This window comes from Teredinibacter waterburyi (assembly GCF_001922985.1).
In the GTDB taxonomy this organism is placed as follows: Bacteria; Pseudomonadota; Gammaproteobacteria; order Pseudomonadales; family Cellvibrionaceae; genus Teredinibacter; species Teredinibacter waterburyi.
Window position 1 is genome coordinate 61,190 of sequence record NZ_MRUH01000022.1, and the last position, 12,586, is coordinate 73,775.

12 protein-coding genes are annotated in these 12,586 nt (G+C 50.6%); 10 read left to right on the forward strand and 2 right to left on the reverse strand.

The window, feature by feature from the left end; all coding sequences use genetic code 11:
• Positions 1-5: 5 nt before the first annotated feature.
• Entirely contained in the window at positions 6-1,064 is a 1,059-nt protein-coding gene (locus IDZ20_RS03205; RefSeq protein ID WP_188149990.1) for a calcium/sodium antiporter, read from the reverse strand.
• Positions 1,065-1,301: 237 nt separating this feature from the next.
• Between IDZ20_RS03205 and IDZ20_RS03210 the strand changes: the two genes are divergently transcribed.
• The 10 genes from IDZ20_RS03210 to IDZ20_RS03255 all read left to right on the forward strand — a co-directional run bounded on the left by IDZ20_RS03210 (position 1,302) and on the right by IDZ20_RS03255 (position 11,262).
• The gene (locus tag IDZ20_RS03210) at positions 1,302-1,961 is read left to right on the forward strand and encodes an MlaC/ttg2D family ABC transporter substrate-binding protein (protein ID WP_188149991.1); all 660 of its coding nucleotides are present in this window, start codon (positions 1,302-1,304) and stop codon (positions 1,959-1,961) included.
• A gap of 268 nt (positions 1,962-2,229) precedes the next feature.
• Positions 2,230-2,472, forward strand: coding sequence for a BolA family protein (locus tag IDZ20_RS03215; protein WP_188149992.1), 243 nt, complete (start codon positions 2,230-2,232; stop codon positions 2,470-2,472).
• A gap of 92 nt (positions 2,473-2,564) precedes the next feature.
• Complete coding sequence (gene murA / locus IDZ20_RS03220) at positions 2,565-3,827, forward strand: UDP-N-acetylglucosamine 1-carboxyvinyltransferase (RefSeq protein WP_188149993.1); 1,263 nt, start codon at positions 2,565-2,567, stop codon at positions 3,825-3,827.
• A 29-nt stretch (positions 3,828-3,856) separates the two neighbouring features.
• Positions 3,857-4,492 (forward strand): ATP phosphoribosyltransferase, encoded by a 636-nt coding sequence (hisG, locus tag IDZ20_RS03225; RefSeq protein WP_188149994.1) that lies wholly within the window; start codon positions 3,857-3,859, stop codon positions 4,490-4,492.
• A 10-nt stretch (positions 4,493-4,502) separates the two neighbouring features.
• Positions 4,503-5,807, forward strand: a complete 1,305-nt coding sequence (gene hisD, locus IDZ20_RS03230; RefSeq protein ID WP_188149995.1) for a histidinol dehydrogenase — start codon at positions 4,503-4,505, stop codon at positions 5,805-5,807.
• Between the two features lie 146 nt (positions 5,808-5,953).
• A complete protein-coding gene (locus IDZ20_RS03235; RefSeq protein ID WP_188149996.1) occupies positions 5,954-6,823 on the forward strand; it encodes a hypothetical protein in 870 nt (289 codons plus the stop codon).
• A 201-nt stretch (positions 6,824-7,024) separates the two neighbouring features.
• Positions 7,025-7,474 (forward strand): hypothetical protein, encoded by a 450-nt coding sequence (locus IDZ20_RS03240; RefSeq protein WP_188149997.1) that lies wholly within the window; start codon positions 7,025-7,027, stop codon positions 7,472-7,474.
• Positions 7,475-7,608: 134 nt separating this feature from the next.
• Complete coding sequence (locus IDZ20_RS03245) at positions 7,609-8,433, forward strand: fumarate reductase cytochrome b subunit (protein ID WP_188149998.1); 825 nt, start codon at positions 7,609-7,611, stop codon at positions 8,431-8,433.
• 67 nt (positions 8,434-8,500) lie between these two features.
• Positions 8,501-10,486, forward strand: a complete 1,986-nt coding sequence (locus IDZ20_RS03250; protein WP_188149999.1) for a fumarate reductase flavoprotein subunit — start codon at positions 8,501-8,503, stop codon at positions 10,484-10,486.
• Positions 10,483-11,262, forward strand: a complete 780-nt coding sequence (locus IDZ20_RS03255) for a fumarate reductase iron-sulfur subunit (protein WP_245792071.1) — start codon at positions 10,483-10,485, stop codon at positions 11,260-11,262. The genes IDZ20_RS03250 and IDZ20_RS03255 overlap by 4 nt, the downstream gene beginning before the upstream one ends.
• A gap of 140 nt (positions 11,263-11,402) precedes the next feature.
• Here the strand turns inward: IDZ20_RS03255 and IDZ20_RS03260 are convergent, their stop codons facing one another.
• Complete coding sequence (locus tag IDZ20_RS03260) at positions 11,403-12,572, reverse strand: trypsin-like peptidase domain-containing protein (protein ID WP_188150000.1); 1,170 nt, start codon at positions 12,570-12,572, stop codon at positions 11,403-11,405.
• Between the last annotated feature and the right edge of the window lie 14 nt (positions 12,573-12,586).

A 12,586-nucleotide genomic window follows, 5' to 3' on the forward strand; every position in this document is an offset into this window, starting at 1 on the left:
TATTTTTAGTGCGCCTGCTGAGTCGTGAAAAACAAGACAACATAATAGCCTATATAGGCTGTGAGCAGGACGGCTCCGGCGAAACGAAAGATTGCTGCTTGTTTGTTGCCCGAGGTCTTGAGGTTGGCTTGTTCGGGCTTTACTTCCGGCGAAGCGGCGCGAGTTCGGTTTTTCCATAGTGTGGCGCCAATCAGCAAACCCAGTAGCAACGTAACGAGTAGCATGATGCCGTAATCGCGGTAGAATACCGCAGCATCTAGTGCCAGCGGGTGAATAATCGCGGGAACCGACATCACGGCAAGTAAATTAAACATATTTGAGCCGAGTATATTACCCAGGGCGATATCGTGATGACCTTTTAGGGCGCTGGCGACCGAAGCGGCCAGTTCCGGCAGGCTAGTCCCTACAGCAATAACGGTTAGACCAATAATGAGCGGGCTTACACCTGCGAGTTCGGCGGCGCTTTTCGCCCCCCAAACTAATATTTCTGAGCTTACAATCAGCGCCACCAAACCGATAAGGAACCAGAAAATCGCTTTGGATGTGGTGAGGTTGGGAATTTCTTCCTCTTCCGCCGCTTCGCTCGGGTTTAATGTCTTCTGCTTGATGATTACCAAAAATGCGACTGCGGGGATTAGCACGGCGATTAGTACATAGCCTTCGTATGTATCCAGCGTACCATCGGCCAAAAATAGGCCCGCCAGCAATGTAACCCCTAGCAAGATTGGCAGTTCATGTTTGAAAATATGGTGTTGTACGGGAATTCGAGCAACGAGTGCGGTTATCCCCAGTACCAGGCCGATGTTGGCTATGTTAGAGCCAATCGCGTTGCCCACGGCGAGATCGCCGGCTCCTTTTAGGGAGGCGCTGATAGCCACCATAACTTCTGGGGCGGATGTACCGAAGGAGACGATGGTAAGCCCAATAACCATTGGGCTTATACCAAACGAGTTCGCAATCGAGGCGCTACCCGCAACAAAACGGTCAGAACTCCAGATAAGGCCGGCGAAACCCGTTAAAATCGCGACTGCCGCAAGCAGCTCTATAGGTAGGGATTGCAACATAGTCGTGGCGTCTCGTTTGACTGGATCGGTGGTTGGGGGTGAGGTGGCGTACAAAAATTCACTTTTGTCACACCCCGCAGTTCATTACAATGCGTAACGTCTTTGGGGGCGCCATCTTACAGTGACCATTCTTGCTGGTTCAACTGCCGTTCAGGTTAGTTGTGTAAAACTTCAGACTAGCACAGAGGCCCGTCGGCCTATTTTCTTTGGATATCGAATTTTTTAGGAGTATTAAACGTGACTATATCAATGGGCTTTGCCCCTAACGTCAAACAAATTCTCGCGCGTTTCGCACTGTTCTGTTGTGCGTGCGGGGTGCTGTTTTCGTCTGTAGTCGATGCGGCTTCGCCAGCGCCTGCCGCGGTGAACAATGAAGGCCCAGTTGCTATTGTTGAGCAGGTAACAAAAGATTTGATGAGCCTAGTTGCTACTCACAAAGGACAGCTAGACACCAACCCTACAGTTTTTTTCAATAAAGTCGAAACCTTACTTGATGAGGTAATCGCCTTCCCTTACATAGCCAAAAACGTGATGGGGCCAGACTATTGGAACAAGGCTACCCCAAAGCAGCAGCAAGCGTTTGTGGAGAACTTTAAGCGTGGCATGGTAGAAACTTATGCAAAGGGCATGGCTAGCAATCTAGACCTTAAAATAGAAGTGATGGCTGCCGAGAGCGAGGTTGGCGATCGCAAGGCCAGCGTGGTTCAGCGTATTACAGGCCCAGACAGCACCAACCGTATTGTATACACCTTAGGCTTAGGTCGCAGCGGCGAATGGAAGCTATTAAATGTGGTGCTGAACGGTATTAACCTAGGTGTTACTTTCCGCGGTCAATTTAACCAGTCTGTAAAGGATCACAAAGGCGATTTGCAGGCGGCGATTGACGCCTGGCACTAGTTTCCTCTCCCTAGCTGCGCTACCGTTCCGGTACGACGCGACCCTCTCTGAATGAAAGCGGGTGCTATCCACCCGCTTTTTTATTAAAATGGCCGCCTTTTGAGCGGAACAGCCTCGGTTTCTGCTTGCGACTGTTATCTTTGTCGACCTTTCTACGATGTTTCGCCGCCTCTTTGGGTCGCGAGCCGTTAACGGAAAGGCAGAGTCTAGCCGCGAGCTCGATGCCGTCATTTCTGACGCTCACCCATGACTAATCAAGGCCATAGCTATGCAGCCACACGAAATTAAAGCCGCGCTCGAAGCGGCGATTGCAGATTCTGAAGTCGATGCCGCCACAGAGGGGAATCACGCTCATGTGACGGTTGTAAGCCCCGTCTTCGAAGGCTTATCCCCCGTTAAAAAACAGCAGCTTGTTTATGGCGCTCTGCGCGAAGCCATTGCTAGTGGCGTCATTCATGCGGTGCATATGAAAACTTATACCCCTGCAGAGTGGGCCGCGCTGCAAAACTAAGTCTTCTGGGGTTGGCTGTTTCTCCATATGATCAGCGTTTTTAGCCCATTTCCCTAATAATTACCAATTCTGCCACAGGCAAAAAAATCCCTATGGATAAACTTATTATTAAAGGTGGCGGCCCTATTAAGGGTGAGATCAAAATTTCTGGGTCGAAGAATTCTGGCTTGCCGATACTTGCTGCAACCTTGCTCGCTCGCGATCCGATGCATATTTGCAACTTGCCGCATCTCAACGACATTACCACCATGTTGGCGCTACTTCGCTGTATGGGCGTGGGTATTACCATTGATGAGAAGATGTGTGTCGAAATTGACCCGACCCTATTAACCGAGTGCGAGGCTCCTTACGAGCTGGTGAAAACCATGCGCGCCTCCATTCTTGTGTTGGGACCGATGCTGGCTCGGTTCGGTGTTGCCGATGTGTCCTTCCCTGGCGGCTGCGCAATTGGTAGTCGGCCGGTGGATATTCACCTGAAAGGCTTGGAGGCCATGGGGGCGACCATTGAAATTGATGGTGGCTATATTCGTGCGCGTGCGCCACAAGGCTTGAAAGGTGCTCATTTCGTGATGGAAAAAGTGACTGTAGGCGGCACCGAAAACCTGTTGATGGCCGCTTGTTTAGCTGAGGGTACGACAGTGCTCGAAAATGCCGCGCGGGAACCCGAAATTGTCGACCTCGCCGAATGCTTGATCGCCATGGGTGCAAAAATTAAAGGCGTTGGTTCCGACCGACTAGAGATCGAAGGCGTAAAGGATCTTCACGGTTGCGTATATAGCGTAATGCCCGACCGTATCGAAACTGGCACCTACTTGGTTGCGGCGGCGGCAACACGAGGCTCGATTAAACTGCGTCGTACCCGTGCCGACATTCTCACCTCGGTGCTGAAAAAGCTTGAGGAAGCGGGTGCGAAAATCACCTCTGGTGACGATTGGATCGAATTGGATATGGAAGGTCGGCGACCGCGTGGCGTCAATATACGTACCGCCCCTTATCCGGCGTTTCCAACCGATATGCAGTCGCAGTTTACCGCCATGAACGCAGTCGCGGAAGGCGCTTCGGCGGTGACCGAAACCATTTTCGAAAACCGTCTGATTCAAATTCACGAACTTAACCGCATGGGTGCAACCATTGGCCTTGAAGGCAATACTGCGCTGATTAATGGCGTTGAGCGGCTGAAAGGCGCGCCCGTGATGGCTTCCGATTTGCGCGCTTCTGCCAGTTTGGTAATTGCGGCGTTGGTGGCCGATGGTGAAACCATAGTCGACCGCATCTATCACATAGATCGCGGTTACGAATGTATCGAAGAAAAATTGCAGTTATTGGGCGTTGATATTCGTCGCGTACCCGGTTAACTCAAACAGTCTGAAGCAAGGAATTACCTATGTCGCAACTTACCATTGCGTTGACCAAGGGTCGAATTTTACAAGAAACCTTACCGTTATTAGCCGCGGCGGGTATCGAACCACTTGAAGATATTAGCAAGAGCCGCAAGTTAACCTTTGAAACCAGCTCGCAAAATGTGCGGTTGTTAATTCTGCGCGGAGTGGATGTTCCCACCTATGTTGAATTTGGTGCGGCGGACGTCGGCGTTTCCGGCAAGGACACACTCATTGAACACAACAGTAACAGCTATTACGAGCCGCTCGACTTACAAATTGCCAAGTGCAGAATGATGACGGCTGGAATTGTCGGCAAGCCTGTTAAGCCCGGTAGAATTCGAGTTGCCACCAAGTATGTAAACTTAGCTAAGCGCTATTATGCGGAGCAGGGCCGTCAGGTCGATGTTATTAAGCTTTACGGCGCGATGGAACTGGCTCCGATTATGAACCTGTGCGATGAAATTGTTGATATTGTTGACACTGGCAATACGCTTAAAGCCAATGGTCTCGAAGCTCGCGATAAAATTGCCGACATCAGTTCGCGACTAATTGTGAACAAGGCGTCGATGAAGATGAAACACTGTGAAATTGAAGCGCTTATCGATGCAATCGGCAGCGCCGTTAGTGAACGTAACTAGGAACTGAAAGATGTTAATCAATCGGCTTGATACCAGTAGCCCAGACTTCGATGCCAAACTTACTTCTCTGCTCGAATGGGAAGGTGCGGCGAATGCGGAGGTTGAGCGTGTGGTTAAGTCTGTGCTTAGCGATGTGCGTCAGCGTGGTGATACGGCGCTAATAGAGTACACCAACCGTTTTGATCGACGAGATGTAAAGCGGGGGCAGGACTTAATTATCGAGTCAGCCGCTTTGCAGGCGGCGCTGGCAAAAATCCCGCAACAACAAGTGGATGCCTTGAAGCAGGCAGCTGCTCGAATCGAGGCTTACCACCAGCATCAGGTTCAGGCGTCTTGGCAATATCAAGAAGCCGATGGAACTATACTTGGCCAAAAAGTTACCCCGCTGGATCGTGTTGGACTTTATGTACCGGGAGGCAAAGCCGCCTACCCATCGTCGATTTTAATGTCGGCGATACCGGCCAAGGTGGCGGGCGTAGAAGAGGTTGTACTGGTCACACCGACGCCTGATGGCATTACCAACGATATTGTACTTGCGGCTGCAGCGATTGCGGGCGTAGATCGTGTTATTACCGTAGGTGGGGCTCAGGCGGTCGCGGCACTTGCATATGGCACAGCAACGGTCCCTAAGGTTGATAAAATTGTCGGCCCCGGCAATATCTATGTGGCTACCGCCAAGCGCGAAGTGTTCGGTGTAGTGGATATCGATATGATCGCTGGCCCCTCGGAGATATTGATTGTCTGCGACGGTAAAACCAACCCCGATTGGGTGGCGATGGATTTGTTTTCGCAAGCCGAGCACGATGAGATTGCTCAGGCGATTTTACTCTCGCCGGACCGAGAGTTTTTGGCGGCCGTTGAAGCGAGCATTGCGCGTTTACTGCCGACTTTAGAGCGCGAGGCCATCGCGGCCGTTTCGCTGCGCAATCGCGGCGCTTTAATTGCGACCGATACGATGGAGCAAGCTTTAGAGCTAGTGAATCGCATCGCACCCGAACACTTGGAGTTGTCGGTAGATGACCCCGAGGCGTTACTGCCGAGCATTCGCCACGCAGGCGCTATTTTTATGGGGCGGCATACTTCGGAATCAATTGGGGATTACTGCGCCGGACCGAATCACGTGCTGCCGACATCGGGCACTGCAAGATTTTCGTCGCCGTTGGGGGTTTACGATTACGTAAAGCGCTCGTCAATTATTTACTGCTCGCCAGAAGGCGCTTCAAACCTCGGTAAGGTGGCTTCAGTTTTGGCTCGTGGTGAATCCTTGGAAGCGCATGCGCGCGCGGCCGAGTATCGAATAAAAGACGACGAATAAAGAACAGCGAATAACGAGCGACAACGAACCTGCATCGTCAGTGCTTCACTATCTTTAGGCTGTTCTGCCTGGGGCAAAGTTATAAATCTAAAAGAGACTTTGAGCAGTACTGCTTAGGGGCGAATAACAATAACGAGGATATGATCATGCCGACCAAACGTCTGGCCCAACTACTTTTTATGGCTATCGCTGCCTGCTTGTTTAGCGCCTGTAGTAAATCTGAAGACAGCGAGCTAGCGATTGAAAGCCTTGCCCCTAGCGAGAAGCCCGCTGCGCAAATAAAAGCAGAGTCAGCAAATCGCGTTAGTGAATTGATGGAAGTGTCGGGTTTTAACGATCAGATACTGCAGATGCAATCTGGAGTCCTCGCGTCGGCAGACCAGTCGCTTGCCGCCGATTTAGCCGATCGTTACACCGTACTCGATATTTTATCGAAAGCTTTTTCCCCTGCTTTTTTACAAGCCGAGGCGCAGCGTCATATCGAACGCGAGTTGTCATCCGCCGATGTTACTGCCGCTTTAGCGTGGTTGCAGTCCGAGACCGGGCAGACGATTACGGCATTAGAGATGCAATATGCGAATGCCGAAGCGCAGCAAGCCGCAGCAGAGGCTTTCCGTGACTTGTCTAAAAATACCGAGCGGTTACAGTTGGTGGGGCGTCTTGATGACGAAATTGGTGGTACTGCCAGTTCAGTAGATGTGATGCTGAGCGTCCAAAACTCGATGAAGCAGGCGCTGAATGCAAAGGCGGATAGCGGCTCCGAGCTTGCGGTGCTCAGCGAGCAGCAGTTAGCAGAGCAAGCGACTTTGCTTGTCGATCAGTTTCGGCCTTTGGTCGAGGCCAGCTATTTGTATAACTATCGCAGTTTAACGGTCGAGCAATTGCAGTCTTATATTGATTTCGCGGCTACTGAATCGGCTCGGCGTTATCACGCGGTTTTGGCCGACAGTATTAAGCGTGCCATGTCTGCTGCCGCCGGCAATGCTGGTTTGGCCATCTCGGAGATGGCGCGTTAAATATCTTAGATGTTTTCCGGCGCAACGACTGGGTGTGGTGTGTCAACTAGCGGCGCATCCTTCTCCGTCAAGTTATGTTTGTAAGTCTTTGAAATAAAAGAACAAAAATAACAATAATTTTTGGCATATTTCATGCTCCAGTGTATATCGAGTTCAACAGGAAGGTAGCCTTTGGTTACCTATTCGCAACGGAGATATATTTTGACCAGCTTTTGGTTACTGCAAAACACTTCTGACTTACGCTCTTCTAGCTTTGAATTAAACTCGGTATCGGATGATGCGCTAAAGTCTGCGAAACGCTTACTTAACGACTTGTCGGTAAAGTTGTGTGTGTTAGATAGCCGTATGTTTTTAGGTTTCTTTTCTGTCGAGAGTGCGCTTAGAGACCTTGCCTCGCTTGCAGAAAATGACGTGGTTACACTGCACCCACCGGTTGCAGAAATTGTTTCCTCGCTAACGCTGGCGATGAAAGCAATTTTTCGGGCCGGCCCATCTCAGGCAAAAAGCGGCCTATTTTTGGCATCCAATACCGTCGAATGCTTGAATCAAACCTTAACGGCCTACTACGTTGATGGCGACAAGGATGCATTGCTGCTTCTTACTGAAAACGTCCAGTCTCTACTAATGTGGATACATGAAATCGAGGGTTAGACGTTCCGCTTTCTTTCTTCAGCTAGACCTCGCAAGAAATACTCGAACAGATATAATTTGATTTACCGCATGTAGCGGGCATGGTCCCCGTGTTTTAATCCTTCCGACGATTAAAATATTACAAGGGGATAAGAATGCAATCTGCCAATAAGCCAATACCGGTAAGGAGTGCCCACCTTAACCGTTGGCCCGCGTGGATGGATATGGCACAGGGTGCGACCGGATTAATACTCGTACTTTTTATGTGGACTCATATGTTCCTCGTGTCCAGTATTCTACTTGGCAAAGACGCCATGTATTTTGTTGCGCGTTTATTTGAGGGGGAGCCTATGCTCGGCAAACCCTACCCAATATTGGTAAGTTTATTTGCCGTATTTATTCTAACCTTGATTGTTGTTCACGCCGTTCTAGCCTTGCGCAAGTTTCCAAACAGCGCGAGCCAGTATCGTACATTACACCAACATCTCGGCAACTTGAAACACGCCGACTCCTCCCTTTGGTATGTACAGGTTTTGACTGGGTTCGCGCTTTTTTTCCTCGCTTCTGTCCACCTCTATCAATTAATTACGCACCCCGCCGACATAGGCCCTTACGCTTCATCTGATCGTGTCTGGAGTGGTCGCGTTTGGCCGTTGTATTTAATCCTATTGTTTGTCGTTGAGTTGCACGCAGGTATAGGTATCTATCGGTTGGTCATTAAGTGGGGTTTGTTTTTGGGTGATAACGCTAAGCGTAACCGAAAAATACTTCATTCAATCAAGTGGGCACTAACAATCTTTTTTATCGTACTCGGCCTCTTCACCTTAGGTGCTTACATGAAAATTGGTGCGGAACACGCCGACCGTGTCGGCGAGCGCTATGTGCCTAGCTATCATCAAACTGAAAGTAATCATCAAATTCAAACTGATCTTCAGGTTGAAAGCGACGCAGATGCAGAAAGCCCTGCGAGTCCACATTGATGCAGCTACACACAAACAATCTACTTTTAGATAAATCATTTAATTCGGCAAACAATTGGAATCTAAAATGAAAACAATTTACACCGACGCATTGGTTATTGGCGGTGGCTTAGCCGGACTGCGAGTAGCCATTGGTATTCGCCGTCGCGGTCACGATGTGGTTGTGCTGAGTTTAGTGCCGCCAAAGCGCTCCCACTCTGCGGCCGCACAAGGTGGCATGCAGGCCAGCCTTGGCAACTCATCAATGGGGCAGGGCGACAATGAGGATGTTCACTTTTTTGATACGGTGCGCGGTAGCGACTGGGGTGCCGATCAGGATGTTGTACGCATGTTTGTTAACACCGCACCGAAAGCTGTCCGCGAGTTAGCGGCATGGGGGGTGCCGTGGAATCGCGTTGAACGCGGCGATCATCAAAGTGTTATCGACGGCAAAAATGTAACCCTCACGGAAAGCGAAGAAGCGCACGGGCTAATTACTGCGCGTAACTTTGGTGGTACTCAAAAGTGGCGCACGTCTTATGTGAGTGACGGCACCGGCCACTCTATGCTCTATACCATGAGTAACCAAGCTATTGCGGAAGATATACCTGTACACGAACGTATGGAGGCGGTCGCGTTAATCCATGATGGTGAACGTTGCTCTGGTGCCGTAGTGCGGAATTTAAAAACCGGTGAGTTAATTAATTATGTTGCCAAATCGACCTGTATCGCGACTGGCGGTTATGGTCGTCTCTATCGCGCGACTACAAACGCAGTCATCAATGAGGGCATGGGTACGGCTATAGCGTTGGAAACCGGTGTTGCTGCTTTGGGCAATATGGAAGCCGTACAATTCCACCCAACGGCTATTTTCCCCGCCGGTATTTTGGTGACGGAAGGTTGTCGCGGTGACGGCGGTTTACTGTTGGACGTCGATGGTCACCGTTTTATGCCGGATTATGAACCGGGCAAAAAAGAACTCGCTTCGCGCGATGTGGTAAGCCGCTGTATGGAGACCCATATTGCCAGCGGTAAAGGTGTGCAATCGCGCTTTGGTGAGCACCTTTGGTTGGATATTCGCCTGTTAGGTAAAAAACACATAGACACCCGCCTGCGCGAAGTGAAGGAAATTTGTAATTACTTTTTAGGCATTGAGCCGGCAGATAGTTTAATTCCAGTTCGTCCGGCTCAGCACTATTCTATGGGCGGCGTACGAACTGATTTTCGTGGCGAATCACCTACTTTGAAGGGCTTGTTCGCGGCAGGAGAATCCGCCTGTTGGGATATGCATGGTTTTAATCGCCTCGGCGGAAACTCGGTTGCTGAAACCGTGGTTGCCGGCATGATTGTTGGCGAATACATGTCTGACTTTTTAGAAAGCTCTGCCGGTGATATCACCGTCTCCTCCGCACTCATTCGCGATGCTTACAATAAACAAGCAAAGTACATGGCTGGGTTTGGCGACCGTAATCGAACCGAAAATCCCCTGCATATTATGCGCGAAATGCAAGAATTGATGTCTGCAAACGTGGCGATTTTTCGCAATACCGAACGCTTGTCTAGCGCCGTAGAAAAACTCCAGCAGCTTGCGATTCGAGCACAAAAAATTAGTGTTCGCAGTAGCGCTCGCGGTGCCAACCCTGATCTGGTTGCCGCTTATCGTGTGCAAAAAATGATTAAGTTGTCGCTGTGTGTTGCACAGGGAGCGTTACAGCGCGAAGAAAGTCGCGGCGCTCACTTCCGTGAAGACTTTCCTTTACGCAACGATAAAGATTGGTTGTGCCGAACCTTGGCAACATGGAGTGAAGGCGCAACGATGCCAACTCTTAACTATGAGCCACTGCATGTTAATAAAATGGAGCTGCCTCCCGGATGGCGTGGCTATGGTGTTGAAGATCGGGTAGATCACCCCGACACCGCGGCACGTCAAGCTGAGGTAGATGCGGTGCGAGCTAAGTTTGAGGGCGGGGATAGATTTGCTGCACAAGAAGCGTTGATGCCCTACAGCGATAAACTTCCCGAGAAGTTGCGTCGTCGCAATGCTCGCCTAGGTGAGAAAGGAGATACGCAATGAGCCAAAATACCAAGCATGAGGTGAGCAGCTTGAATACTATTCCTGTGAAAAATGTAGACGGTTTGCGCCGTCTTACCATTAATATCTTCCGCCACAATCCGGAAGACGCGAACAGCGTTCCGCATATGGATAGCTTTGTAATTGAAGAAGCGGATTCCATGACACTGTTTATCGCTTTAAATGAACTGAGAGAAAATCAAGATCCAACGTTGCAATTCGACTTTGTTTGCCGAGCCGGTATTTGTGGTAGCTGCGCTATGTTGGTGAACGGCCGCCCTACACTGGCATGCCGAACACTGACCAAGGATTTACCCGAGGTCATAACCCTGGCGCCGCTGCCGGGCTTCGCGCTTATTGGTGATTTATCTGTGGATACAGGTGTTTGGATGCGCGGCATGAGTGAACGCTTACAAACTTGGGTGCACTCGCAAGAGGAGCGTGACTTCTGTGAAATGGAAGAAAAAATGGAGCCGGAGTTAGCGGATAAAATTTATGAGCTGGAACGCTGTATCGAGTGCGGCTGTTGTATTGCCGCCTGTGGTACGGCGCAAATGCGGCCGGATTTTGTCGGCGCTGTGGGAATCAATCAGCTTGCTCGTTTTCGTTTAGACCCTCGCGACGAACGTACCGACGCCGATTTTTATGAGGTCGTTGGCGATGAAAATGGCGTGTTTGGTTGCATGACCCTGCTAGGCTGTGACGATATGTGTCCTAAATCCTTACCCTTAGCTCAGCAGCTCGCCTATATGCGTCGCAAGATGGCGCTGGCTTCCTAGGGTTGTTAGTAGGAGCGTGTTAGCTGTGGGGTAGGAATTTCAGTCGGAGCAGAGACGTAATCGTCACAACATAACGGAATCACAACCTAAGCGCTGGCGAATGTCGGCGCTTTTTTTTGGATGGATTCAGGCGTTAAAGTTTAGCTGGCGATAGGTTGAGAGCCCAGTACGGCTTCGACGGTACGAATCTTTCCTTCGCGGACAATTTCGATAGTGACCTTGTCGCCGGGGCGCGATTGGCCAACTTCTTGAAGCCCCCACCGGCCGTCGCCGACGAGTTCACCATTGATGCGGGTGATTACGTCGCCAGAGCGCAAACCGGCAGTATGGGCTGGGCCCTGCGGATAGATCGAGGTAATCAGCATGCCGTTGGTGGAGCGCAAGTTAAAGGACTGCGCCAGTTGCGGTGTTAACTGTTGAAATTCTACGCCCAGCCAGCCGCGTACCACGCGTCCAAATTCAACGATATCGTTTAAGGTTTGGATCGCGGTATCGGCGGGTATCGCAAAGCCAATCCCGCCGGAGCCGGATTGATCAAGGTTGGCGGTGTTGATACCAAGTAAGTTGCCATGAGCATCGACTAGCGCACCACCGGAGTTGCCGGGGTTAATGGCGGCATCGGTTTGAATGAAGTTTTCAAAGTCGGCGATATTGAACCCGCGTCGGCGAGTTGCGCTGATTATCCCTTGGGTGACCGTTTGTCCCATACCGAATGAATTGCCGATCGCCAGTACCACGTCGCCGACTTGCGCGTTGTCGGGCGAGCCAATGGGAATTGGCGAAATATTATCTAGATCAATTTTTAGTACGGCGAGATCGGTTTTGCGGTCGACGCCTTTAATCTCTGCGCGCGCTTCGCGGCCGTCTTGCAGCGCCACAACAATCTCGTCAACTCCCGAGATAACGTGATTATTGGTAAGAATGTAGCCTTCACTTGAAACGATTACACCAGAGCCGCGCGCGAGTTGCATACGCTGTTGAGCAGGGATATCGGAGCGATTGAAGTAAAGCCTGAATATGGGATTGTCAGCAAGCGGGTGGCGGCGATTCTTGATTTGTTTAAGTGTATAGAGGTTCACCACAGATGGTGCTGCACGCCTTACTGCATTGGCGTAAGAGGTTTGGCCCTGGCCGTGCCAGTTGTCGCCTTCCTCTGGTGATAGTGAAGCTGAACTATTGCCGCTGTTGCTTTGCGGTGGCCTACCCGTTTGCAGTTGGGGGAATAATACTAGTGACGCAAGCGCAACCAGCACGCCAAGTGTGGCGGGCCAGCGAAGGTAGAGGAAAAGTGCGCGTAAGCGTTGAGTCATTAGTGGCTCTAGAT